General features: G+C 70.1%; 20 protein-coding genes. 9 read left to right on the forward strand and 11 right to left on the reverse strand.

Going from position 1 to position 23,947, the window contains the following annotated elements:
- Positions 1-103: 103 nt before the first annotated feature.
- Entirely contained in the window at positions 104-1,216 is a 1,113-nt protein-coding gene (locus ACIGXP_RS11665) for a LacI family DNA-binding transcriptional regulator (protein WP_363214085.1), read from the reverse strand.
- A 429-nt stretch (positions 1,217-1,645) separates the two neighbouring features.
- On the opposite strand from ACIGXP_RS11665, the gene hisC reads away from it, so the two are divergent.
- Complete coding sequence (gene hisC, locus ACIGXP_RS11670) at positions 1,646-2,725, forward strand: histidinol-phosphate transaminase (RefSeq protein ID WP_399766911.1); 1,080 nt, start codon at positions 1,646-1,648, stop codon at positions 2,723-2,725.
- 13 nt (positions 2,726-2,738) lie between these two features.
- Here the strand turns inward: hisC and ACIGXP_RS11675 are convergent, their stop codons facing one another.
- Positions 2,739-3,143 (reverse strand): cyclophilin-like fold protein, encoded by a 405-nt coding sequence (locus tag ACIGXP_RS11675; RefSeq protein ID WP_399766914.1) that lies wholly within the window; start codon positions 3,141-3,143, stop codon positions 2,739-2,741.
- 208 nt (positions 3,144-3,351) lie between these two features.
- On the opposite strand from ACIGXP_RS11675, the gene ACIGXP_RS11680 reads away from it, so the two are divergent.
- Genes ACIGXP_RS11680 through cydD form a run of 3 tightly spaced genes read left to right on the forward strand, consistent with a single transcriptional unit; the run spans position 3,352 to position 9,497 of the window.
- Positions 3,352-4,860 (forward strand): cytochrome ubiquinol oxidase subunit I, encoded by a 1,509-nt coding sequence (locus tag ACIGXP_RS11680; protein ID WP_399766917.1) that lies wholly within the window; start codon positions 3,352-3,354, stop codon positions 4,858-4,860.
- A 15-nt stretch (positions 4,861-4,875) separates the two neighbouring features.
- On the forward strand, positions 4,876-5,883 hold the full coding sequence (gene cydB / locus ACIGXP_RS11685; RefSeq protein ID WP_399766920.1) for a cytochrome d ubiquinol oxidase subunit II: 1,008 nt from the start codon (positions 4,876-4,878) through the stop codon (positions 5,881-5,883).
- Positions 5,884-5,942: 59 nt separating this feature from the next.
- The gene (gene cydD / locus ACIGXP_RS11690; RefSeq protein ID WP_399766923.1) at positions 5,943-9,497 is read left to right on the forward strand and encodes a thiol reductant ABC exporter subunit CydD; all 3,555 of its coding nucleotides are present in this window, start codon (positions 5,943-5,945) and stop codon (positions 9,495-9,497) included.
- A gap of 23 nt (positions 9,498-9,520) precedes the next feature.
- On the opposite strand, the gene ACIGXP_RS11695 is transcribed toward cydD, so the two are convergent.
- The 6 genes from ACIGXP_RS11695 to ACIGXP_RS11720 form a co-directional block, all read right to left on the reverse strand.
- Entirely contained in the window at positions 9,521-10,408 is an 888-nt protein-coding gene (locus ACIGXP_RS11695; RefSeq protein WP_363214078.1) for a Cof-type HAD-IIB family hydrolase, read from the reverse strand.
- 219 nt (positions 10,409-10,627) lie between these two features.
- Entirely contained in the window at positions 10,628-11,530 is a 903-nt protein-coding gene (locus tag ACIGXP_RS11700) for an LLM class flavin-dependent oxidoreductase (RefSeq protein ID WP_399766927.1), read from the reverse strand.
- A 143-nt stretch (positions 11,531-11,673) separates the two neighbouring features.
- Positions 11,674-12,234, reverse strand: coding sequence for an RNA 2'-phosphotransferase (locus tag ACIGXP_RS11705; protein WP_399766930.1), 561 nt, complete (start codon positions 12,232-12,234; stop codon positions 11,674-11,676).
- 74 nt (positions 12,235-12,308) lie between these two features.
- Positions 12,309-13,301: a MerR family transcriptional regulator gene (locus tag ACIGXP_RS11710; RefSeq protein WP_399766933.1), complete on the reverse strand. Its 993-nt coding sequence runs from the start codon at positions 13,299-13,301 to the stop codon at positions 12,309-12,311.
- A gap of 1 nt (position 13,302) precedes the next feature.
- Positions 13,303-15,057: an SDR family oxidoreductase gene (locus tag ACIGXP_RS11715; RefSeq protein WP_399766936.1), complete on the reverse strand. Its 1,755-nt coding sequence runs from the start codon at positions 15,055-15,057 to the stop codon at positions 13,303-13,305.
- A complete protein-coding gene (locus ACIGXP_RS11720) occupies positions 15,054-15,896 on the reverse strand; it encodes a M24 family metallopeptidase (RefSeq protein ID WP_399766943.1) in 843 nt (280 codons plus the stop codon). The genes ACIGXP_RS11715 and ACIGXP_RS11720 overlap by 4 nt, the downstream gene beginning before the upstream one ends.
- 247 nt (positions 15,897-16,143) lie before the next feature.
- Here ACIGXP_RS11720 and ACIGXP_RS11725 point away from each other — a divergent pair, with 247 nt between their 5' ends.
- The 5 genes from ACIGXP_RS11725 (at position 16,144) to ACIGXP_RS11745 (ending at position 19,881) form a co-directional block, all read left to right on the forward strand.
- Entirely contained in the window at positions 16,144-17,127 is a 984-nt protein-coding gene (locus ACIGXP_RS11725) for an ABC transporter ATP-binding protein (protein WP_363214173.1), read from the forward strand.
- Positions 17,117-18,034 (forward strand): ABC transporter permease subunit, encoded by a 918-nt coding sequence (locus tag ACIGXP_RS11730; RefSeq protein ID WP_363214071.1) that lies wholly within the window; start codon positions 17,117-17,119, stop codon positions 18,032-18,034. Before ACIGXP_RS11725 ends, ACIGXP_RS11730 begins: the two co-directional genes overlap by 11 nt.
- On the forward strand, positions 18,031-18,942 hold the full coding sequence (locus ACIGXP_RS11735) for an ABC transporter ATP-binding protein (protein ID WP_399766947.1): 912 nt from the start codon (positions 18,031-18,033) through the stop codon (positions 18,940-18,942). The genes ACIGXP_RS11730 and ACIGXP_RS11735 overlap by 4 nt, the downstream gene beginning before the upstream one ends.
- 10 nt (positions 18,943-18,952) lie before the next feature.
- Positions 18,953-19,672 (forward strand): ABC transporter permease, encoded by a 720-nt coding sequence (locus ACIGXP_RS11740; RefSeq protein ID WP_363214069.1) that lies wholly within the window; start codon positions 18,953-18,955, stop codon positions 19,670-19,672.
- A 77-nt stretch (positions 19,673-19,749) separates the two neighbouring features.
- Positions 19,750-19,881 (forward strand): hypothetical protein, encoded by a 132-nt coding sequence (locus tag ACIGXP_RS11745; RefSeq protein ID WP_399766950.1) that lies wholly within the window; start codon positions 19,750-19,752, stop codon positions 19,879-19,881.
- A 481-nt stretch (positions 19,882-20,362) separates the two neighbouring features.
- On the opposite strand, the gene ACIGXP_RS11750 is transcribed toward ACIGXP_RS11745, so the two are convergent.
- The 3 genes from ACIGXP_RS11750 to pheA all read right to left on the reverse strand — a co-directional run bounded on the left by ACIGXP_RS11750 (position 20,363) and on the right by pheA (position 23,900).
- Entirely contained in the window at positions 20,363-21,163 is an 801-nt protein-coding gene (locus ACIGXP_RS11750) for an HAD family hydrolase (RefSeq protein ID WP_399766953.1), read from the reverse strand.
- Positions 21,160-22,437 (reverse strand): serine--tRNA ligase, encoded by a 1,278-nt coding sequence (gene serS / locus ACIGXP_RS11755; protein ID WP_399766956.1) that lies wholly within the window; start codon positions 22,435-22,437, stop codon positions 21,160-21,162. The genes ACIGXP_RS11750 and serS overlap by 4 nt, the downstream gene beginning before the upstream one ends.
- Positions 22,438-22,967: 530 nt before the next feature.
- Positions 22,968-23,900: a prephenate dehydratase gene (gene pheA, locus ACIGXP_RS11760; RefSeq protein ID WP_363214065.1), complete on the reverse strand. Its 933-nt coding sequence runs from the start codon at positions 23,898-23,900 to the stop codon at positions 22,968-22,970.
- Positions 23,901-23,947 lie beyond the last annotated feature (47 nt).

A 23,947-nucleotide genomic window follows, 5' to 3' on the forward strand; every position in this document is an offset into this window, starting at 1 on the left:
GCCGACTCCGCGCCGACCGAACACCCGGCTCGCCGGTCGCCGGCCCGCCCTGCCCCCTCCGTCGGCAGAGGGCGGTGCGGGGTGAGCGCCCCGCTTTCCGGCGCTATTTCCCGTCCGGTGACCGCGGCGGGCTGACCGTCGTGCGCGGCGGGCGCCGCTGGGAGGAGGTGCGCACGATCAGCTCGGTCGGTATCACCTGCTCGACCGGCTGGTTCGACTCCACACCCTCGATGGCGTCGATGAGGAGCTGGACCACCGCGGTGCCGATGCGGCGGGGTTTCAGGGAGAGCGTGGTGATGGGCGGCTCGGTGCTGGCGTACACCATGGACTCGCTGCAGCACACGAGCAGCAGGTCGTCGGGCACGCGGAGCCCGTAGCGGCGGGCGGCGGCCAGCAGGTCCGTGCCGTTGGGGTCGAACAGACCGTAGACCGCGTCGGGCCGGTCGGGGCGGGCGAGCAGCCGGTCGGCGGCGACGGCGCCCGCGCACGGGTCGTGCGCCGGGTAGGCCTCGTAGACGGGGTCCTGGCCGACGCGTTCGCACCAGCGCAGGTACGCGGTGGTCGACAGGTGGGTGTACGTGTCCGTCGTGGTGCCGGTGAGCAGGCCGATACGGCGGGCGCCGGCGGCGGCGAGGTGGTCGAGGATGCCGAGGACGGCGGCCTCGTGGTCGTTGTCGACCCAGGCGGTGACCGGCAGCGAGCCGGCCGGGCGGCCGTCGGAGACGACCGGCAGCCCCTGCCGGACCAGCTCGCTGACCACCGGGTCCTGGTCGGAGGGGTCGATGACGACCGTGCCGTCCAGGGCGACGTTGGACCACACGTCGTGGCGCGAGGTCGCGGGCAGGATCACGAGGGCGTAGCCGCGGGCGAGCGCGGCCGAGGTGGCGGCCCGGGCCATCTCGGCGAAGTACGCGAATTCGGTGAAGGTGAAAGGTTCATCCCCGTATGTCGTCACGGTCAGGCCGATGAGACCCGACTTGCCGGTACGGAGGGTGCGGGCGGCGGCCGAGGGGCGGTACCCCAGTCGGTCGGCGACCTCGCGGACATGGCGGCGGGTGGCATCCGGGAGCCTGCCCTTGCCGTTGAGAGCGTCGGAGACGGTCGTGATGGAGACCCCGGCGGCGGCGGCCACGTCTCTGATGCCCGCCCGGCCCGGCCGACTGCCTCGACGTGAGGTTTCCGCGCGGCTCACCTGGTGCTTCCCTGCTGCTGTCATGGCGAGCCGATAGTAGGGCTCATACGGTGGGGTAGTGCGGACGCATATGCACGCGTTGACAGGCACGTTTCTGCATGGTCGCTAAGGCACAACTGCCTTGGAAACAAAGGTAGTTAAACGATCCAGCGGTAGGACGTGTCTTGTCAACGCGCATGGGCCTGCCAAGGGTCCGATGTCTCGAAGAGGTCTCAACTCACCTGCACGGGGGATGCGCGCCACGGCGCGAGCCACCGGCGCATAGATATATGTATGGCGCGCCCCCTGAAACGTACGCCTTCGTACGGTGATGCCCGCGACGGCACCGGAGCGGATGCCGTTCGCGTATTGCCGGTCCGCACCTGTACGCACCGGAGCCGAATCCTCATAAGGTGAGGAGTATTGGAAGCCGGCGGCGTCGACGGTCCGCCGGTGATCGCGAGGAGGACTGCGGTGAGCGAGACGAGCCCCAAGCTGCGCGCCGAGCTGGAGGGTATCCCCACCTACAAGCCGGGCAAGCCCGCCGCGGCCGGCGGGCCGGTCGCCTACAAGCTGTCCTCCAACGAGAACCCGTATCCGCCGCTGCCCGGCGTGATGGAGAGCGTCACGGCGGCCGCCTGCAACTTCAACCGCTACCCGGACATGGCGTGCACGGGGCTGATGGAGGAACTGTCCGAACGCTTCGGCGTCCCGCTCTCCCACCTGGCCACCGGCACCGGCTCGGTGGGTGTCGCCCAGCAGCTCGTCCAGGCCACCAGCGGTCCCGGTGACGAGGTGATCTACGCCTGGCGGTCGTTCGAGGCGTACCCGATCATCACGCAGATCAGCGGCGCCCGGTCGGTGCAGGTGCCGCTCACGCCCGGTGATGTGCACGACCTGGACGCGATGGCGGACGCGATCACCGACCGGACGCATCTGATCTTCGTCTGCAACCCCAACAACCCGACCGGCACGGTGGTGCGGCGGGCCGAGCTGGAGCGGTTCCTCGACCGGGTGCCCGGCGATGTCCTGGTGGTGCTGGACGAGGCGTACCGCGAGTTCATCCGCGACCCGGAGGTGCCCGACGGCGTCGAGCTGTACCGGAACCGGCCCAACGTCTGCGTTCTGCGTACCTTCTCCAAGGCCTACGGGCTCGCCGGGCTGCGCGTCGGTTTCGCGATCGCCCATGAGCCGGTCGCGGCGGCGCTGCGCAAGACGGCGGTGCCCTTCGGGGTCAGCCAGCTCGCCCAGGAAGCGGCGATCGCCTCACTGCGGGCCGAGGACGAGTTGCTCGGCCGGGTCGGCTCCCTTGTGTGCGAGCGCAAGCGCGTGGTCGACGCACTGCGCGCCCAGGGCTGGACGGTGCCGGAGACGCAGGCGAACTTCGTCTGGCTGCGGCTGGGGGAGCGTACGGTCGCGTTCGCGCAGGCCTGTGAGCAGCATGGCGTGGTCGTCCGGCCGTTCCCGGGCGAGGGTGTGCGGGTGACGGTCGGAGAGACCGAGGCGAACGACATCTTCGTGAAGGCGGCGGAGGCGTTCCGCAAGGAGCTGTAGTCCGAGTTCGGCTCTACTCGTTGATCAGTTCCACACGGATGGGGTCGCCGTCTCGTACGGTCGCCAGGATGCCGGCGTCCCCGTCCAGGCTGCCGAGGACATTGCACGGACTCGCGAGGCGGCACTCTCCCTCGAACTTCGTTCGGGGGGACCCCCAGCCTTGCGAGATCGGTGTGGGCCCGTAGGGGAGGGCGAGCGCGTCGCCGTCCGTCCAGAAGGCCACCGTGCCCGGCGCTACAACCTGCCGGGCGTCCGTTTCACGTGAAACAGAGACTCCTGTGTCGAAATAGACCTCCTCGCCCCATGTGCAGGCGCTGGAGGTGAGTGGCAGCGCCTTGGTGAGGGCCTGCGCGGTCGGTGTGTCTGCGTCGAGGGTCGCGGTGATGTTTCCCGCGGGCCAGGAGATGCGTATCTGCATGGCGCGCAATTCAACAAGATGTTGAAGTCGCTGCCAAGGCCTTGACGCGAAGGCGAAGGGGGGACCCCCTGTTTGTTGCCGAAAATCAGTGCGTCATAATGGCTTGTGAATGTGAACGCGTTCACAAGCGCGTCCCGATTGCCCTGTATATGCGCGATAAACAGGGCAAACCGCCGCTGTACCACGGCGTAGTAAGGAGAGTGACGACGTGGACCTGGCTCTGGCGCCGGAGACACTGGCGCGCTGGCAGTTCGGCATCACCACCGTCTACCACTTCCTGTTCGTCCCGCTGACCATCTCCCTGGCCGCCCTCACGGCCGGGCTGCAGACGGCCTGGGTGCGCACGGAGAAGGAGAAGTACCTCAGGGCGACGAAGTTCTGGGGCAAGCTCTTCCTGATCAACATCGCCATGGGCGTGGTCACCGGCATCGTGCAGGAGTTCCAGTTCGGCATGAACTGGTCCGACTACTCCCGCTTCGTCGGTGACATCTTCGGCGCGCCGCTCGCCTTCGAGGCGCTGATCGCGTTCTTCTTCGAGTCCACCTTCATAGGCCTGTGGATCTTCGGCTGGGACAAGCTCCCGAAGAAGATCCACCTGGCCTGCATATGGATGGTCTCGATCGGCACGATCCTGTCGGCGTACTTCATCCTCGCCGCCAACTCGTGGATGCAGCACCCGGTCGGCTACAAGATCGACAAGGCGAAGGGGCGCGCCGAGCTGACCGACTTCTGGGCCGTGCTGACCCAGAACACCGCGCTCAGCCAGGCCTTCCACACCCTGTCCGCGGCCTTCCTGACCGGTGGAGCCTTCATGGTGGGCATCGCCGCGTACCACCTGGCTCGCAAGAAGCACATCCGCGAGATGAAGACCTCGCTGCGGCTCGGTCTGGTCACCGTGGTCATCGCCGGTCTGCTCACCGCGATCAGCGGTGACACCCTCGGCAAGGTCATGTTCAAGCAGCAGCCCATGAAGATGGCCGCCGCCGAGGCGCTCTGGGACGGCCAGAAACCGGCGCCGTTCTCGATCTTCGCCTACGGCGACGTGGAGAAGGGCCACAACAGCGTCGCGATCGAGATTCCGGGCCTGCTGTCCTTCCTCGCCGACGACGACTTCACCTCGTACGTCCCCGGCATCAACGACGTCAACAAGGCCGAACAGCAGAAGTTCGGGCCGGGTGACTACCGGCCCAACATCCCGGTCGCCTTCTGGGGCTTCCGTTGGATGATCGGCTTCGGCATGGCCTCCTTCGCCATCGGCCTGGCCGGACTGTGGCTGACCCGCAAGAAGTTCATGCTGCCGCAGCATCTGCGGGTCGGTGAGGACGAGGTGCCGCATCTGGTGCTGTTCAAGAACAAGGCGCTGAGCCCGGAGCTGACGCCCTGGTACTGGCGCATCGCGACCTGGACGCTGGCCTTCCCACTGATCGCCAACTCGTGGGGCTGGATCTTCACCGAGATGGGTCGTCAGCCGTGGGTCGTCTACGGCGTCCTGCAGACCCGGCACGCGGTCTCCCCCGGTGTCTCCCAGGGCGAGGTCCTCACCTCGATGATCGTCTTCACCTCGCTGTACGCGATCCTCGCCGTCGTCGAGGTCAAGCTGCTCGCGAAGTACGTCAAGGCCGGCCCGCCCGAACTGACCGAGGCCGACCTCAACCCGCCCACGAAGATCGGCGGCGACACACGTGACGCCGACAAGCCGATGGCCTTCTCGTACTAGGCCGGGGGAACAGTCATGGAACTTCACGACGTCTGGTTCGTCCTCATCGCCGTCCTGTGGACCGGCTACTTCTTCCTGGAGGGGTTCGACTTCGGAGTCGGCATCCTCACCAAGCTGCTGGCCCGCAACCGGCCGGAGCGGCGGGTGCTGATCAACACCATCGGACCCGTCTGGGACGGCAATGAGGTGTGGCTGCTCACGGCCGGCGGCGCGACCTTCGCCGCGTTCCCGGAGTGGTACGCCACCCTCTTCTCCGGTTTCTACCTGCCGCTGCTGATCATCCTGGTCTGCCTGATCGTCCGGGGTGTCGCCTTCGAGTACCGGGCGAAGCGTCCAGAGGAGAACTGGCAGCGCAACTGGGAGACAGCGGTCTTCTGGACCTCGCTGATCCCGGCGTTCCTGTGGGGCGTGGCCTTCGGGAACATCGTGCGGGGCGTGAAGATCGACCAGCACTTCGAGTACGTCGGCACCGTCGGGGACCTGCTCAACCCCTACGCCCTGCTCGGCGGTCTGGTGACGCTCACGCTGTTCACCTTCCACGGAGCGGTCTTCACCGCGCTCAAGACCGTCGGTGACATCCGGGTGCGGGCGCGCAAGCTGGCTCTGCGGGTCGGTCTCGTCACGGCCGTCGTGGCGCTCGGCTTCCTGCTGTGGACGCAGGCCGACAGCGGTGACGGCAAGAGCCTGGTGGCCCTCGCTGTGGCGGTCGCCGCTCTGGTGGCTGCTCTGGTGGCCAATCAACTCGGCCGTGAGGGCTGGGCGTTCGCGCTGTCCGGAGTCACCATCGTGGCCGCCGTGGCGATGCTCTTCCTCTCGCTCTTCCCGAACGTCATGCCCTCCACGCTCAACGGGAACTGGAGCCTGACGGTCAGCAATGCCTCGTCGAGCCCGTACACCCTGAAGATCATGACGTGGCTGGCGGCCGTCGCCACGCCGCTCGTCCTGCTTTACCAAGGCTGGACCTACTGGGTGTTCCGCAAGCGGATCGGCACACAGCACATCGCTCCCGACGCCGCACACTGAGTCCGCCGAGGGTGTGTTTCACGTGAAACACACCCTCTGGACCGAAGGATGCGTTTCACGTGAAACCAATCGATCCCCGTCTTCTGCGCTACGCCCGCGCCACCCGGCGCTTCCTGGTGGCGGTGGTCGGCCTGGGAGTCGTCGGTGCGGGGCTGGTCATCGCTCAGGCGATGCTCATCGCCGAGGTCGTCGTCGGAGCGTTCCAGCGGGGGGAGTCCGTCGCCGGACTGCGTACTCCCCTGCTGCTGTTGGCGGCCGTGGCCGTGGGGCGGTCGGTTGTCGCCTGGCTCACCGAGCTCGCCGCCCACCGGGCGAGCGCGGCGGTGAAGTCCCAACTGCGGGGACGGCTTCTCGACCGGGCGGCGGCGCTCGGTCCCGGGTGGCTGGCCGGGCAGCGCACCGGTTCGCTGGTCACACTGGCCACGCGCGGGGCCGACGCCCTCGATGACTACTTCTCGCGTTATCTGCCGCAGTTGGGGCTTGCGGTGGTGGTACCGGTGGCGGTGCTGGCGCGGATCGTCACCGAGGACTGGGTGTCGGCAGCGATCATCGTCGGCACCCTGCCCCTCATCCCGCTCTTCATGATGCTGATCGGCTCGGCCACCCAGTCCCGGATGGACCGTCAGTGGCGCGCGCTGTCGCGGCTCTCCGGGCACTTCCTGGACGTGGTCGCCGGACTGCCCACGCTGAAGGTCTTCGGCCGGGCCAAGGCACAGGCCGAGTCCATCCGCCGGATCACTGGCGAGTACCGCGAGGCCACCCTGCGGACCCTGCGGATCGCCTTCCTCTCGTCCTTCGCGTTGGAGTTGCTGGCCACGCTGTCGGTCGCCCTGGTCGCGGTGACGATCGGCATGCGGCTCGTACACGGCGAGATGGACCTGTACATCGGCCTGGTGATCCTGGTGCTGGCGCCCGAGGCCTATCTGCCGCTGCGTCAGGTAGGCGCGCAGTATCACGCGGCGGCGGAGGGGCTGGCCGCTGCGGAGGAGATCTTCAGTGTGCTGGAGACGCCGGTTCCGGCGTCGGGTACCGGTGCGGTCCCTGCGGGCGCGGTGGTCTTCGACGGGGTCACCGTGCGCTACCCCGGGCGTTCCCTGGACGCCGTGAGCGAGGTGTCGTTCCGTGTCGAGTCCGGCGAGACGGTTGCGCTGGTGGGGCCGAGCGGGGCGGGCAAGTCGACGCTGTTGAACGTGCTGCTCGGGTTCGTCCAGCCGAGCGAGGGACGGGTGCGGATCGGGGGAGCGGATCTCGCGGACCTCGATCTGCAGGAGTGGCGGTCGCGGATCGCATGGGTGCCGCAGCGGCCGCATCTGTATGCCGGGACCATCGCGGAGAACGTGCGGTTGGCCCGGCCGGATGCGGACGACCGTGCCGTACGCGGGGCGCTGCGGGATGCGGGTGCGCTGGAGTTCGTGGACGCGCTGCCCGACGGGGCCGAGACGGTGCTCGGCGAGGACGGGACCGGGCTGTCGGCGGGGCAGCGCCAGCGGTTGGCTCTGGCTCGGGCCTTTCTTGCGGATCGGCCAGTGCTGTTGCTGGATGAGCCGACCGCTGCGCTGGACGGGGCGACGGAGGGGGAGATTGTCGCGGCGGTGCGGCGGCTTGCTGTCGGGCGCACGGTGCTGCTTGTTGTGCATCGGCCGGCGTTGTTGGCGGTGGCCGATCGGGTGGTGCGGCTGGGGGATGCGGAGCCGGTGGCGTACCGGTGCGACGGTGAGACTCCCAGGGGGCTCCACCCCCTGGACCCCCGGCCTCGCCCACCTGCCACCCGACTCGGTCGGCTGGACAGTGACACCTCGGTCTCTCGGTCCGGCCGGGTCGGGAGTGGGGCGGGGGATGGGGATTCGGGGCGTCCGCGGCGTCCGCGGGGTGTGCTGGGGTGGGTGCGGGGGCTCGGCGGGGCCCGGCGGGGGCGGTTGGTGCTGGCGCTGGTGTTGGGGTGTCTGGCGCTCGGTAGTGCAGTGGGGCTGATGGCGACCTCCGGGTGGCTCATCTCGCGGGCCTCGCAACACCCTCCGGTGCTGTATCTGATGGTGGCCGTGACGGCCACGCGGGCCTTCGGGATCGGGCGGGCCGTCTTCCGGTACGCCGAGCGGCTGGTGTCGCACGACGCCGTGCTGCGGATGCTGGCCGACACCCGCGTCGCCGTGTACCGGCGTCTGGAGCGGCTGGCACCTGCCGGACTGCGGACCGTCCGTCGCGGCGATCTGCTGACCCGGCTGGTCGCGGACGTCGATGCGCTCCAGGACTACTGGCTGCGCTGGCTGCTGCCCGCGTCGGTCGCCGTCGCCGTGTCGGCTGTCTCCGTCGGTTTCACGGCCTGGCTGCTGCCCGAGGCCGGTGCCGCCCTCGCGGCGGGCCTCGTGGCGGCCGGCGTCGGTGTCCCGCTCGTCACCGCGACCGTGGCCCGGCGGACCGAGCGACGGCTGGCCCCTGCCCGGGGAGTCCTCGCCACCCGCGTCACCGACCTGTTCACCGGCACCGCCGAGCTGACCGTCGCCGGTGCGCTGCCCGCCCGTACGGACGCGGCCCGGCGAGCCGACGGCACCCTCACCCGGATCGCCTCGCGTGCCGCCGCCGTGACGGCGCTCGGCGACGGGCTCACCGCGCTGATCTCGGGTCTGACCGTCACGGCGACCGCGCTGTTCGGCGCCCAGGCGGTGGCCGGGGGCCGGCTCCACGGCGTGGCGATGGCCGTGGTCGTCCTCACTCCGCTGGCCGCCTTCGAGGCCGTACTGGGGCTGCCGCTCGCCGTGCGCTACCGGCAGCGGGTGCGGCGGAGCGCCGACCGTGTCCACGAGGTGCTGGATGCCCCGGAGCCCGTGCGTGAGCCCGAACGGCCCCGGCAGGCGCCCGCCTCGCCCTTCCCTCTGGTGGTCAAGGGGCTGGCCGCACGGTATGAGGGGCAGCGGCGGGAAGCGCTGGCCGGCTTCGACCTCACCCTGGAGGAGGGCCGGCGGATCGCGGTGGTCGGGGCGTCGGGTTCCGGCAAGACGACGCTCGCCCAGGTGCTGCTGCGCTTCCTCGATCCACGGGAGGGCTCCTACACGCTCGCCGGTGTGGACGCCCATGCGCTGGCCGGTGACGACGTGCGGCGGCTTGTCGGACTGTGTGCGCAGGACGCGCATATCTTCGGCAGCTCGGTGCGCGAGAACCTGCTGCTGGCCAGGAAGGACGCCACCGAGGCCGAGCTGCGCCGGGCGCTGGACCGGGCCCGCTTGCTGGACTGGGCGGACGGGCTGCCCGACGGCCTGGACACGCTCGTCGGCGAGCACGGAGCGCGGCTGTCCGGCGGCCAGCGGCAGCGGCTGGCACTGGCCCGTGCCCTGCTGGCCGACTTCCCCGTCCTGGTCCTCGACGAGCCCGCCGAGCACCTGGACCTGCCGACGGCCGACGCACTGACCGCCGATCTGCTGGCCGCCACGGAGGGCCGTACGACGCTGCTGATCACCCACCGGCTGGCCGGCCTGGAGGCGGTGGACGAGGTGATCGTCCTCGACGCGGGCCGGGTGGTGCAGCGGGGCACCTATGCGCAGCTGCTCGCGACCGACGGCCCGCTGCGGGCGTTGGCACGGTGGGAGGCGGAGGCGGAGTCGTTGGTGGGGGCGGGTTGAGTCGCTCGACGGGACCGGCCCGGTCAGAAGCTTTCCGCGAGCAGTTGTTCGATGACGACCGCGACACCGTCCTCGTTGTTGGCGACCGTACGGCCCGACGCGGCGGCGATGACGTCCGGGTGGGCGTTGCCCATGGCGTACGAGTGGCCGGCCCAGTTCAGCATCTCGACGTCGTTGGGCATGTCGCCGAAGGCGACGACCTCCTCGTGCGAGATGCCGCGCTCGGCGCAGCACAGGGCGAGTGTGCTGGCCTTGGAAACGTCGGGACCGCTCAGTTCGAGCAGGGCGCTGGGACTGGAGCGGGTGACGTTGGCGCGGTTGCCGATCGCGAGCCGGGCGAGGGTGAGGAAGGCGTCCGGGTCGAGGTCCGGGTGGTAGGCCAGGATCTTGAGCACGGGCTGGTCGGCGTCCGGGCCGTGAGGGGCGAGGAGTTGCTCGGCGGGCAGGAGGTTGTCCGGTATCTCCATGTGCAGCTTGGGATAGTCCGGCTCCTGGTGGAAGCCGTAGGTCTGCTCGACCGCGAACACCGTGCCGGGTGCCGCCTGGCGCAGCAGTCGTACGGCGTCCAGGGCGTTCTCGCGGGCCAGTTCGCGCACCTTCACGAAGCGGTGCGCGCCGGGGCCGCCGTGCAGGTCGACCACGGCGGCGCCGTTGCCGCAGATCGCCAGGCCGTGGCCGTGGACGTGGTCGCTGACGACGTCCATCCAGCGGGCCGGGCGGCCGGTGACGAAGAAGACCTCGATGCCCGCCTCCTCCGCGGCCGCCAGCGCGGCGACCGTGCGGGGCGAGACCGACTTGTCGTCGCGCAGCAGTGTGCCGTCGAGGTCGGTGGCGATCAGCCGCGGACGTACGGCGGCGGACGGGGTTCCGGGCTGTCTGGTCGCTGAGGTCACCCGGCCATTCTCACGCATATGCCAGCACGGCCGTGCGGGACTGCGCACAGATGAGACACAGATGACCCTCAGCGCCCGTCGGTCCAGACGTTCGGTCGGCCACGGCTCGGCGTCCGACGCCGTAAGCCCCCGCTCCCGTAAGCCCCGGCTCCCGTCCGGCGTCCGCCAGTTCGGACGCCCGAAGCCCCGGCTCCGGGCCGACGTTCGCAAGCCCAGACGCCCGAAGCCCCGGTCCCGTCAGCTCAGCTGAGCCACGGCCTCCATCGCGATCTGCTCGAAGACCTTCTCGTCCGCGGCGAAGTCGGAGTCCGGGATGGGCCAGTGGATCACGATCTCGGTGAAGCCCAGCTCCTGGTGGCGGCCGGCGAAGTCCACGAAGGCGTCCAGGGACTGCAGCGGCCGGGCGCGGTCCGGAGTGAAGCCGGTGAGCAGGATCTTCTCCAGGCCGGCCGGGTCCCGCCCGGCGTCCGCGCAGGCCTCGGACAGCTTGGTGATCTGCCCGCGCAGGGCTTCGACGGACTGCTCCGGGGTGCCGGACTCGTACAGCTTCGGATCGCCGGTGGTCACCCAGGCCTGCCCGTGCCGCGCGGCGAGCCTCAGGCCGCGCGGGCCGGTGGCCGCCACCGCGAACGGGAGCCGGGGCCGCTGCACACAGCCCGGGATGTTTCGCGCCTCGTGCGCCGAGTAGAAGCGGCCCTCGTGCGTCACCGCGTCCTCGGTGAGCAGCCGGTCCAGCAGCGGCACGAACTCGGCGAGCCGGTCGGCGCGCTCGCGCGGGCTCCACGGTTCCTGGCCCAGCGCGGTGGCGTCGAAACCGGTGCCGCCGGCGCCGATGCCGAGGGTGATCCGGCCGCCGGAGATGTCGTCGAGGGAGATCAGCTCCTTGGCAAGGGTCACCGGGTGCCGGAAGTTCGGCGAGGTCACCAGCGTGCCGAGACGCAGCCGCTCGGTGACGCCGGCGGCGGCCGTCAGGGTCGGGATCGCGCCGAACCAGGGCCCGTCACGGAAGCTGCGCCAGGACAGGTGGTCGTAGGTGTACGCGGTGTGGAAGCCGAGCTGCTCGGCCCGCACCCAGGCCGAACGGCCGCCTTCGCTCCAGCGGCGGTACGGCAGGATCACGGTGCTCAGGCGCAGAGTCATGCGTTCGAGAGTAAGCGGCCCCACGGACAAGGGACCAAACGGTCACCGAGCGCATGTGCTCAGCCACACAACGAGCAGGACCATGCCTGGAAGCCGACGACTGGTCCGTACCGCCGATCACAGCCGTGAGCCGGTATCCCGTGTCAGTGGGGTCCCGGAAAGCGCAGGTAGCGCGGGGGTACGGCCCTCGTCAGCCAGACCCCGTTGGCGCTGACGCGGAAGACGTGGCCGTCGCGGTGCATGGCGCCGGCGTCGATCACGAGCACCACGGGGCGGCCGCGGCGGGCGCCGACCCGGGTGGCGGTCTCACGGTCGGCGGAGAGGTGGACGTCGTGTCTGCTCATCGGCCTGAGGCCGGTGGCGCGGATCGCGTCCAGGTTCCGGGCGACGGTCCCGTGGTAGAGGTACGGCGGTGGGGTGGCCGGGGGCAGGCCGAGGTCCACGTCGATGCTGTGGCCCTGGCTGGCCCGGATCCTGGTGCCCTCGATCGCGAAGCGCTGCTTGTCGTTGGTGGCCACGACATGGTCCAGTTCCTCACGTGTGAACCGGAAGCCGTGTGCGGCGGCCGCGGCGATCAACGTGTCGATCTCCACCCAGCCGCCCGGGTCGAGCGTGAGCCCGATTCCCTCCGGCTGGTGGCGCAGGTGCCTGGAGAGGTACTTCGACACCTTCACGGTGCGTCTTTCGTCGTATGGCCCGTTCATACGACCAGCGTGCGGGAGAGGCGTGAATCACGCAGATTTTTTTCTTCATGGGTTTGATCCACAACCAAGTGGAGTTATCCACAAGCGAATTGGAGAATCTGTGGACAAGTGATGCACCTTTTAGGATGGTTCGCCAACTTCCCTGTCCTTACGAAGCCTGTGGCGAACCCGTCCAACGTGCGTGCCATCACCTCGCGTTCGGCTGCCAGCGCGATGAAGTCGGAAACGTGTGTGCGCCCAACGAGCCCTTCCACGGCATCGATCGTCCTGGCCGGAAGGGAGACGGAACGGGCGTAGGGCTGCTCTTCCGGGGGCTGCTGTGCGCCGAGACGCGTCCGCAGATGCCGGGTCGCCAATGCACGCATGGCGCAAGCCAGTTCGGCGTCCATCGTCTGCTGGGCCAGCGGGCGCAGCCGGCGCACGAGCGAGGCGGCCTCCGCCGCGTGCGCGTCCGTGCGGCGCTCGGGATCGTCCAGGTAGCGGGCGAAGACGTACTCGGTGGTGAACTCCAGGAAACGGGCGGCGATGTGCTCGACCTGGCCCCTCAACTCCCGTAGATGACCCGAGATCGCGGAGAGCGGCACCCCGGCCGCGTGCAACTCCACGGCCACGGCCAGCTCTTGGGGGCTCGGTACGAGGAACGCGTCGGGGTCACCGTCGATCCGCTCCAGCACACCGAGTTCGACGGCTTCGCTCACCGCGTCGTCGTCGGGTCTGCCCCCGAAGCGCGCGTCCAGTTCGGCCCGCGTGAGACGGTCGGGGCGCTCGTCCGTCCATGGCCCCTCCACCTCGGCGACCAGGCCGAGCACCCCGCCCAGACCGCGGCCGGTGTCCCAGGCGTCCAGCAGCTCCTTGATCGAGGCCAGCGTGTAGCCGCGGTCGAGGAGATGGGCGATCTGGTGGAGCCGGGTGACATGCGCCTCGGAGTAGACGTTGGCCCGGCCCCGGCGCTCGGGCCGGGGGAGCAGACCGCGGTCCTGGTAGGCACGGATGGTCCGGACCGTGGTGGCGGTGTGGTGGGCGAGGTCCTCGATGCGGTAGGTCCGCTGGGGCGGCGGGTCGGTCATGTCACAGCCTCGGCTCCACGCGCGCGACCCGCCGCAACACCACCGGCAGGAAACGGGACATGAGGTGGGCGCCGCGGGCCTCCGGGGTCACCGGGACGACCGCCCGGTTGCGGGCCACCGCGTCCAGGATCGCCTCGGCCACCTTCTCCGGCGGGTAGTTGCGCATGCCGTACAGCCGGGCCGACTTCCTCTGGCGGCGGCGCTCCTCCGTCTCGTCCACACCGGCGAAGCGAGCCGTGGCGGTGATGTTGGTATTGACGAAACCCGGGCAGATCGCCGTGACACCGATGCCCTGACCGGCGAGTTCGGCGCGCAGGCACTCGGAGAGCATCAGCACCGCCGCCTTGGAGGTGCTGTAGGCGGGCAGGGCCCGGGAGGGCTGGAAGGCCGCCGCCGAGGCGATGTTGACGATGTGGCCGCCCTGGCCGCGCTCGGCCATCCGCCCGCCGAACAGCCGGCAGCCGTGGATCACGCCCCACAGGTTCACGTCGAGGACCCTGCGCCAGTCGTCGGACGTGGTGGCGAAGAACGAGCCCGACAGGCCGATGCCCGCGTTGTTGACCAGCACATCGGGCACGCCGTACGCGCGGTGCACTTTCTCGGCGAGCTTCTCCATCGCCTGCTCGTCGGAGACGTCGGCCGTCTCGGCCCACGCCTCGGGCGCGCCGACCAGCCGGGACAGCTCGGCGGTGCGTGCCGCGGCCTCGGTGTCGCGGTCGACGGCCACCACGCGCGCGCCGGCCTCCGCGAACGCGAACGCCGTGGCCCGGCCGATGCCGCTGCCCGCGCCGGTGACCAGAACCAACTGGCCGCCGAACCGTTCGGCATGGCGGCCGGTGGCCTTCGGCTCCGGGCGGCCGCCTTCCACGGACAGGACGAATTCCCCGACCCAGGAGGCGAGCTGATCGGGCCGGGTGCGCGGGATCCAGTGCTTGGCCGGGAGCGTACGGCGGGTCAGCTGGGGCACCCACTGCTCCAGGTCGTCGTAGAGACGCTCGGAGAGGAACACGTCCCCCTGGGGCGTGATGAGCTGCACGGGCGCGTGCGCGTATGCGTCGGGGCGGGGCCTCCTCAGCCGGGCGCGGACGTTGTCGCGGTACAGCCAGGCGCCGTGCGCCGCGTCGGTGGGCAGCGAGGAGGTCGGATAGCCGCCGCCGGGCACCTTCTCGACCCGCTGGAGGATCTTCGGCCAGCGCTTGCCGAGCGGACCGCGCCAGGCCAGCTCGGGCAGGACCGGCGTGTGCAGCAGGTACACGTACCAGGACTTGGCTCCCTGGCCGAGGAGCTGGCCCACCCGGCGGGGCGTCGGGCGCTTCACGCGCGCGTTGATCCAGTGCCCGAAGTGGTCCAGGGACGGCCCGGACATCGACGTGAAGGAGGCGATACGGCCCTCGGTGCGGCCCACCGTCACGAACTCCCAGGACTGCACCGACCCCCAGTCGTGACCGACCAGGTGGACCGGGCGGTCCGGGCTGACCGCGTCCACGACGGCCAGGAAGTCATCGGTGAGCTTGGCCAGCGTGAAGCCGCCGCGCAGCGGCTGGGGGGCCGTCGAGCGGCCGTGGCCCCGGACGTCGTACAGCACCACGTGGAAGCGGTCGGCGAGGCGGACGGCGACCTCCGACCAGACCTCCTTGCTGTCCGGGTAGCCGTGCACCAGTACCACCGTCGGCTGCTCCGGGTCGCCCAGCTCGGCCACGCACAGCTCGACCCCACCGGTCCGTACCCAGCGCTCGCGCGCGCCCTGCAGTGTCACTTGTCCTCCGCCCAGCGCCGCACGTGCGGCAGATCGTCGTCCAGCCAGAAGGCGCTCTCCTCGGGGTCCGCCGAGTCCGTGACCACCAGGATCTCCTCGAACTTCGCGCCCGTCCCCCGGAAGCCGAGGTGTGGTTCCACCGCCCACAGGCCCGGCTGCGGCGGATGGTCCGAGAAGCGGTACGGCGACCACAGCGGCGACCAGCCCTCGCGGTGGCCGTGCAGCGCGTCGGCGGCCAGGCCCTTCAGGGACTGCGTACCGAACCCGAAGAGGTGGGGGGAGAAGCGGCGCTGCTTCACGCGGTCCACCTTGTGGGCGATCACGCCGAAGGGGTACGCGCGATGCCGGTTGGCACAGCCCTGGCGGACCATGAGACGGTCCACGTCCTCGTAGATCTCGCGCAGCGGACGCCGCTCGCGCACCTCGCGCAGGATCAGCTCGCGATGGGCTTCCAGGTCGGCCATCAGCCGGTTCTGCACCGGGTTGACGCCGAGCGAGCCCGAGTAGCCGATGTCCGCCGTGCATCCCTCGTACACCGGCGCCATGTCCAGGATGAACGGCATCCCGGGCTCCAGGGCGCGGTCAGTGGGGAAGAACTGCAGCGGGATGCGGAAGTTCACGAACGCCGTGCGGTCGCCGAACCAGGCGAAGGGCAGGTGGAACCAGTCCCGCACCCCGCGCTCGCGCAGCCATTCGCGCTGCATCCGCGCCGCCTCGCGTTCGGTCACACCTGGCTCCAGCCGCGCCGCGACCGCCTCCGCGCACTCGTAGGCGAGGCGCTGCACCCGCCTGAACCCTCCCAGTTCCACGGAGAGTTCGCTGCTCACTGTCGTCGTCATGCCGCCCCGTCCCGTCGTGCCGTCGACTCGTCCAGCCGACCGCGGTACGCGTCCGTAACTTGACACTGGTGAATGTGACAGTTGTTAGAGGCGGCGTCAATAGGAGGGTCGGCGGCCTGTGGACAACTCGCGGTAACCCTGAGGCAGGGCATCCCCTAGGGCCCCGTAATACCTGGGTCTGACGCGAAGACGGCTCTGAGGTCTGACGCCCGGCGTGGCCCGGGTCACTACCGTCGTAGGCGTGACTGTGATCGCGACCGAAAGCCTGAGCAAGCGGTTCCCCCGGGTGACCGCGCTCGACCGGCTGTCCGTGGACATCGGGCCCGGTGTGACCGGACTCGTCGGAGCCAACGGCGCCGGCAAGTCCACCCTGATCAAGATCCTGCTGGGTCTGTCCCCCGCGAGCGAGGGCCGCGCCGAGGTGCTCGGCCTGGACGTCGCCACCAAGGGCGGCGCCATCCGCGAGCGCGTCGGCTACATGCCGGAGCACGACTGCCTGCCGCCCGACGTCTCGGCCACCGAGTTCGTCGTGCACATGGCGCGCATGGCCGGCCTGCCGCCCACCGCCGCCCGCGAACGCACCGCGGACACGCTGCGCCACGTCGGCCTGTACGAGGAGCGCTACCGCCCCATCGGCGGCTACTCGACCGGCATGAAGCAGCGCGTGAAGCTCGCCCAGGCGCTGGTGCACGACCCGCAGCTGGTGTTCCTGGACGAGCCGACCAACGGCCTCGACCCGGTCGGCCGGGACGAGATGCTCGGCCTGATCCGCCGCATCCACACCGAGTTCGGGATCTCGGTGCTGGTCACCTCCCACCTCCTCGGCGAACTGGAACGCACCTGCGACCACGTCGTCGTCATCGACGGCGGCACACTGCTGCGCTCCAGCTCCACCACCGATTTCACCCAGACCACGACCACCCTCGCGATCGAGGTCACCGACAGCGACACCCACCCCGACGGCACCCGCGCGGTCCGCGACGCGCTCCACGCGCGCGGGGTGGACACCCACGCCGAGGGTGCGGGGCTGCCCGGTGCCGGACACATCCTGCTGCTGACCGCCCAGGGCGAGGAGACCTACGACCTGGTCCGGGACGTCGTCGCCGACCTCGGGCTCGGCCTCGTCCGCATGGAGCAGCGCCGGCACCACATCTCCGAGGTGTTCACCAGCCAGGACGAGCAGAACAGCAACGACGAGCAGCGGAAGGAGGCCGTCGGCCATGGCGGTTGAGCACCCCGTGCAGCCCCTGACCTCGCCCGCGGGCGACCAGACCCGCATCCACGACATCGGCTACCGCGGCTACGACGGCCCCCGCCTCGGCCGCGCCTACGCCCGCCGCTCGCTGTACTCGCAGTCCCTGCGCGGCGCCTACGGCCTCGGCCGCTCGGCCAAGACCAAGGTGCTGCCGATGCTGCTGTTCGCGGTGATGTGCGTGCCCGCGGCCATCATGGTGGCCGTCGCGGTCGCCACCAAGGCGCACGAACTGCCGGTGGCCTACACCCGTTACGCGATCATGATGCAGGCCGTGATCAGTCTGTACGTCGCCGCACAGGCACCCCAGGCCGTCTCCCGCGACCTGCGCTTCAAGACCGTGCCGCTGTACTTCTCACGGCCCATCGAAACCGCCGACTACGTCCGCGCCAAGTTCGCCGCGCTCGCCTCGGCGATCTTCGTCCTCACCGCCGCTCCCCTGCTCGTGATGTACGTGGGCGCGCTGCTGTCCAAGCTGGGCTTCGCCCACCAGACGAAGGAATTCGCCGAGGGACTGGTCTCCGTGGCCCTGCTCTCCCTGCTCTTCGCCGGCATCGGCCTGGTCATCGCCGCCGTCACCCCGCGCCGGGGCTTCGGCATCGCCGCGGTGATCGCCGTGATGATCATCTCCTACGGCGCGGTCAGTACGCTCCAGGCCATCGCCGACGTACAGAACCACTCCAGCGCCATCCCGTGGATCGGCCTGTTCTCGCCCGTCACGCTCATCGACGGCGTCCAGTCGGCCTTCCTGGGCGCGACCGCCCGCAACCCCGGCGCGATCGACCCGTCGGCCGGACAGGGCGTGGTCTACGTCCTGGTCGTGCTCGCCCTGATCGCCGGCAGCTACGGCCTGCTGATGCGCCGCTACAAGAAGGTGGGACTGTGACGACCCTCAACATCGACCACGTCTCCCGCTGGTTCGGCAACGTGGTCGCCGTCAACGACATCACCATGACCATCGGCCCCGGCGTCACCGGCCTGCTCGGCCCCAACGGCGCCGGAAAGTCCACCCTGATCAACATGATGGGCGGCTTCCTCGCCCCGTCCACCGGCACCGTCACCCTCGACGGACAGCCGGTGTGGCGGAACGAGCAGATCTACCAGCACATCGGCATCGTCCCCGAACGCGAGGCGATGTACGACTTCCTGACCGGGCGTGAGTTCGTCGTCGCCAATGCCGAACTGCACGGACTCGGCGACAAGGCGGCCAGGCGGGCCCTCGCCACGGTCGAGATGGAGTACGCGCAGGACCGGAAGATCTCCACGTACTCCAAGGGCATGCGGCAGCGCGTGAAGATGGCGAGCGCGCTGGTCCACGACCCGTCGCTGCTCCTGCTGGACGAGCCGTTCAACGGCATGGACCCGCGCCAGCGCATGCAACTGATGGACCTGCTGCGGAAGATGGGCGACGAGGGCCGCACCGTGCTGTTCTCCTCGCACATCCTCGAGGAGGTCGAGCAGCTCGCCCGGCACATCGAGGTCGTCGTCGCCGGACGGCACGCGGCCAGCGGTGACTTCCGCAGGATCCGCCGGCTGATGACCGACCGCCCGCACCGCTATCTGGTCCGCTCCAGCGACGACCGCGCCCTCGCGGCCGCACTGATCGCCGACCCCTCGACGGCCGGCATCGAGGTCGACCTGACCGAGGGAGCGCTGCGCATCCAGGCCGTCGACTTCGGCCGCTTCACCGCCCTGCTGCCGAAGGTCGCCCGGGACCACGGCATCCGGCTGCTCACGGTCTCGCCGTCGGACGAGTCCCTGGAGTCCGTCTTCTCGTATCTGGTCGCGGCGTAGGAGGCCGAAGATGTACGACCCCACCGTCGCCCGGCTCACCTACCGGGCCCTGCTCGGCCGCCGTCGGGCCCTCATCCTGGCGGCGCTGCCGTTGCTGCTGATCGTGCTCTCCGTGGCCGTGCGCGGCCTGACCGGAGCCGACGACCAGACCGCCGCCGACGTGCTCGGCGGCTTCGCGATCGCCACCATGGTGCCGATCATCGGTGTCATTGCCGGTACGGGCGCGATCGGTCCGGAGATCGACGACGGCTCCGTCGTCTACCTGCTGTCCAAGCCGCTGAAGCGGCCCGCGATCATCTTCACCAAGTTGATCGTCGCCATCGCCGTGACCATGGTCTTCTCGGCGGTACCGACCCTGATCGCGGGCCTGATCCTCAACGGCAACGGTCAGCAGATCGCCGTCGCCTACACGGTGGCCGCACTGGTCTCCTCCATCGCGTACTCCGCGCTCTTCCTGCTCCTCGGCACGGTGTCCCGGCACGCGGTGGTCTTCGGGCTGGTCTACGCACTCGTCTGGGAGGCCCTGTTCGGGTCCCTGGTGCCCGGGGCGCGCACGCTGAGCGTCCAGCAGTGGTCGCTGGCCGTCGCCCACAAGATCGCCGGAGGCGACCTGGTCACCTCGGAGGTGGGCCTGCCGACGGCCACCGTGCTGCTGGTGGCGGTCACCGTGCTGGCCACCTGGTACGCCGGTCAGAAGCTGCGGACGCTGAAGCTGGCGGGCGAGGAGTAGGCCTCCGGCGGCTTGACGAGGAGCTCACACCGGTCCGGGCACACTGGGCAAAGCGGATGAACGGTAGGAGGCTGCTGATGGCAGAGCAGATACCGGGGACCGGCGGGCACGGGCGGCCCGGGGGCGAAGTCTGGGACGGGCCCGTGCTGGACGAGGACTTCGTACGCGCCGCCGAGACCGCCGAGCCGTCCGCCCGGGCCCGGATGTAATTGGGTGGCGCCCAACACGGCGGCGGGGCAGAGTGGTTGTGCCCCATCCGCCGGGAGTGTCCCGGCGTCGCGAACTGGGAGTGGAGGTGGGCGATGTCCATGCACGGCAGTACGCCCAGCTCCCGACAGGGCGGCCCGAGGCCGGCTCCGGTGTAGTTACCCCACCGTGGAGCCCAAGGGGCAGCCCGGGGCGGCCGCTTCGAGCACGCGATGTCGCTCTCGCGTGGGCCGCCTTCCCCGTGGCCCCCTGCTGCAAGGGGGCACTCTGCGCTGGGGTGGCCGGGTGAGTCGCGCAATGCGGCGCTGACGAAGTGCTGCTGCGCCCACCCGTGCCGCCCCAGCGGCACGACCGTCCGCAGCAGCGGCGGTGCCCAGAGAGCAGGCGGAACCGCACCTCCCGGGGGGCGGGGAACTGCGCGATCGGCCCACCATCCACCCGCACTCGGCAGCGGACCGCAGGACCCACGGCGGGGCACCGCGACTACGGCAGCAGTCTCTCCAGCACCATCGCGATCCCGTCCTCCTCATGGGAGGCCGTCACTTCGTCGGCCACCGCGCGGAGCTCGTCGTGAGCGTTTCCCATGGCCACCCCGTGGGCCGCCCAGGTGAACATCGGGATGTCGTTGGGCATGTCGCCGAAGGCGATCGTGTCCGCGGCCCTCAGACCGAGACGGCGGGCGGCGAGAGACAGGCCCGTGGCCTTGGACAGGCCCAGCGGGAGCAGTTCCACGATGCCCTGGCCCGCCATGGCGACCGTGACGAAGCCCCCGGCAGCCTGCCGGGCGGCGTCCGCCAGCTCGTCGTCGCCCATCGTCGGATGCTGTATGTAGATCTTGCCCAGCGGAGCCGTCCACAGGTCGGACGCGTCCGTGAAGGGGGTGGCGGGGAGCTTGCCCGTGACCGCGTAGCCCGGGCCCACCAGCACCTCGCCGTCCAGACCGTCCCGGCTGGCCGCCAGGTACAGCGGGCCCACCTCGGCCTCGATCTTGGCCAGCGCCACGCCCGCCAGCTGCCGGTCCAGGGTCACGGACGTCAGCAGGCGGTGCGCTCCGGCGTCGTAGACCTGCGCGCCCTGGCCGCAGACGGCCAGGCCGTCGTAGCCGAGGTCGTCCAGGATGTGCCGGGTCCAGGGGACCGCGCGCCCGGTGACGACGATGTGGGCCGCGCCCGCCGCGGTGGCCGCGGCGAGCGCGTCACGGGTGCGCGGGGAGACCGACTCGTCGGAGCGCAGGAGCGTTCCGTCGAGGTCGGTGGCGATCAGTCGGTACGGGAAACCGGTCACCTGGCGACCGGCTCCAGGACCTCCCGGCCGCCCAGGTACGGGCGCAGCACCTCGGGGACCCGGACGGAGCCGTCGGCCTGCTGGTGATTCTCCAGGATCGCCACGATCGTGCGCGGTACGGCGCACAGCGTGCCGTTGAGGGTGGCGAGCGGCTTGACCTGCTTGCCGTCGCGGACGCGGATCGACAGGCGGCGGGACTGGAACTCGGTGCAGTCCGAGGTCGAGGTCAGCTCGCGGTACTTGCCCTGGGTCGGGATCCACGCCTCGCAGTCGTACTTGCGGGCGGCCGAGGCGCCGAGGTCACCGCTGGCGACATCGATGACGCGGAACGGCAGCTCCAGCGAGGTCAGCCACTGCTTCTCCCACTCCAGCAGCCGCTGGTGCTCGGCCTGGGAGTCCTCCGGCGCGACGTAGGAGAACATCTCGACCTTGTCGAACTGGTGCACACGGAAGATGCCCCGCGTGTCCTTGCCGTGCGAGCCGGCCTCACGGCGGAAGCACGGCGAGAAGCCGGCGTACCGCAGCGGCAGCCTGTCGGCGTCGATGATCTCGTCCATGTGGTAGGCCGCCAGCGGGACCTCGGAGGTGCCGACCAGGTACAGGTCGTCCTTGTCGAGGTGGTAGACGTCCTGGGCCGCCTGGCCGAGGAAGCCGGTGCCGGCCATGGACTGGGGCCGGACCAGCGCCGGGGTGAGCATCGGGGTGAAGCCGGCCGCCGTGGCCTGCGCGATCGCGGCGTTCACCAGGGCGAGCTCCAGCAGGGCGCCGACGCCGGTGAGGAAGTAGAAGCGGGAGCCCGAGACCTTGGCGCCGCGCTCGACGTCGATCGCGCCGAGCAGCTGGCCCAGCTCCAGGTGGTCCTTGGGCTCGAAGCCCTCGACACCGAAGTCACGGATGGTGCCGTGCGTCTCCAGCGTGACGAAGTCCTCCTCGCCGCCGACGGGCACGTCGGGGTGGACGAGGTTGCCGAGCCGGAGCAGCAGCTCCTGGGTCTCGGCGTCGGCCGCGTCGCGCTCGGCGTCGGCGGTCTTGACGTCGGCCTTCAGCTGTTCGGCACGCTTGAGCAGCTCGGCCTTCTCGTCGGCGGTGGCCTTGGGAATCAGCTTGCCGAGCTGCTTCTGCTCGGCGCGCAGTTCGTCGAAGCGGACGCCGGAGGACCTGCGCCGCTCGTCGGCAGACAGGAGGGAGTCGACGAGCGCGACGTCCTCTCCACGGGCGCGCTGGGACGCGCGCACACGGTCGGGGTCCTCACGGAGCAGGCGAAGGTCAATCACGAGGCCAAGGCTACCGGTGCCGGGTTGCCGCTCACGAATCTCTATTCCGACGTGTTCTGATTCGCGACTTACGTTCCGTTATGCCGTAATTGCCGAGCGTGTCAAGGAAAAGTGTCTCACTCCCTGGGACGGGGCATGCGTCGGGCCTCGGGTTGACTGGATTCCCTTGTGGAGAACGGGACTTGGCGGGTCGGTTGTCCACAGAAATCCACACCCTCCGAAGAGTTATCCACAGGCTGTGTGGAAGGTCTGTGGACTTCGGAATTGATCACTCCGGAAGTGAGGAACGGAGGGAAGAATTCCCGGGTCAAACCACCTCGACACCTGCCTTCGGGTGGAAAACGGTCGCCCTGAAAGATGAACCAAAGGAAACGGATGGGCGAAGGGTGAACCGGGTGACGGTGTCCCGATCCAGGGGCTGCAGGGCGATTTGTCGACCCGGTCGCCCTTGTCTGTCGACTTGTCCCCAGGTCGAGAAGGGCACCTGTGGATAACTTCTGTGGATAACGATGATATGCAGGTAGGGCTGGCTAGAACCGGCCGTCCTGGCAGCGCGCCACCCAGTCCGCCGCCGCCATGAACTCCTCGTCCGAGGTTCCCGGCCGTGTCCCCGGAGCATCGTCCGGCTTGATGTCCGCACGCGGATAGGAGCCGAGGAAACGCACCTGGAGACAGATCCGCTTCAGCCCCATCAGCGCCTCCGCCATCCGCCGGTCGGAGATATGACCCTCGGCGTCTATGCAGAAGCAGTAGTTGCCGATGCCGGCGCCGGTCGGCCGGGACTGCAGCAGCATCAGGTTGATCCCGCGCGAGGCGAACTCGCCCAGCAGGTCCCGCAGGGCACCGGGGTGGTCGTCGCGCTGCCACAGCACCACCGAGGTCTTGTCGGCACCGGTCGGCGCGGCGGGCCGGGCCGGGCGGCCGACCAGCACGAAACGGGTCTGTGCGTTCTCCGCGTCGTGGATCCCGGTCTCCAGCGCCGTCAGGCCGTACCGGGCCGCGGCGAACTCGCCCGCGAAAGCGGCGTCGTAACGGCCTTCCTGGACCAGGCGGGCGGCGTCCGCGTTGGAGGCGGCCGATTCCCACGTCGCGTCCGGGAGATGCCGCCGCAGCCAGTTGCGCACCTGCGGCTGGGCCGCGGGGTGGGCGGAGACCGTCTTGATGTCCGTGAGGTCCGTGCCGGGCCGGACGAGCAGCGCGAAGGTGATCGACAGCAGCACCTCGCGGTAGATCATCAGCGGTTCGCCCGCGACCAGCTCGTCGAGGGTGGTGGTGATGCCGCCCTCGACGGAGTTCTCGATCGGTACGAACGCCGCCTCGGCGTCCCCGGCCCGCACCGCGTCCAGCGCGGACTGCACCGACACATACGGGATCAGCTCCCGGGTGGCCGCTTCCGGGAGCGTCCGCAGGGCGACCTCGGTGAAAGTGCCCTCCGGGCCGAGATACGCATAGCTCGCTGGCATGTCCTCACCCTAATGGGCGCAGGGCAGAGCGGCTTCGCTGTCCCATG

It is taken from the genome of Streptomyces sp. NPDC053069 (genome assembly GCF_044546895.1).
Classification (GTDB): Bacteria; Actinomycetota; Actinomycetes; order Streptomycetales; family Streptomycetaceae; genus Streptomyces.

Coding starts and splice junctions, on each gene's coding strand:
- ACIGXP_RS11665 (WP_363214085.1), bottom strand. CDS start 1,216: ATGACAGCAGCAGGGAAGCACCAGGTGAGCCGCGCGGAAACCTCACGT.
- ACIGXP_RS11675 (WP_399766914.1), bottom strand. CDS start 3,143: ATGCAGATACGCATCTCCTGGCCCGCGGGAAACATCACCGCGACCCTC.
- cydB (WP_399766920.1), top strand. CDS start 4,876: ATGGAACTTCACGACGTCTGGTTCGTCCTCATCGCCGTCCTGTGGACC.
- ACIGXP_RS11695 (WP_363214078.1), bottom strand. CDS start 10,408: ATGCGTGAGAATGGCCGGGTGACCTCAGCGACCAGACAGCCCGGAACC.
- ACIGXP_RS11700 (WP_399766927.1), bottom strand. CDS start 11,530: ATGACTCTGCGCCTGAGCACCGTGATCCTGCCGTACCGCCGCTGGAGC.
- ACIGXP_RS11705 (WP_399766930.1), bottom strand. CDS start 12,234: ATGAACGGGCCATACGACGAAAGACGCACCGTGAAGGTGTCGAAGTAC.
- ACIGXP_RS11710 (WP_399766933.1), bottom strand. CDS start 13,301: ATGACCGACCCGCCGCCCCAGCGGACCTACCGCATCGAGGACCTCGCC.
- ACIGXP_RS11720 (WP_399766943.1), bottom strand. CDS start 15,896: ATGACGACGACAGTGAGCAGCGAACTCTCCGTGGAACTGGGAGGGTTC.
- ACIGXP_RS11730 (WP_363214071.1), top strand. CDS start 17,117: ATGGCGGTTGAGCACCCCGTGCAGCCCCTGACCTCGCCCGCGGGCGAC.
- ACIGXP_RS11740 (WP_363214069.1), top strand. CDS start 18,953: ATGTACGACCCCACCGTCGCCCGGCTCACCTACCGGGCCCTGCTCGGC.
- ACIGXP_RS11745 (WP_399766950.1), top strand. CDS start 19,750: ATGGCAGAGCAGATACCGGGGACCGGCGGGCACGGGCGGCCCGGGGGC.
- pheA (WP_363214065.1), bottom strand. CDS start 23,900: ATGCCAGCGAGCTATGCGTATCTCGGCCCGGAGGGCACTTTCACCGAG.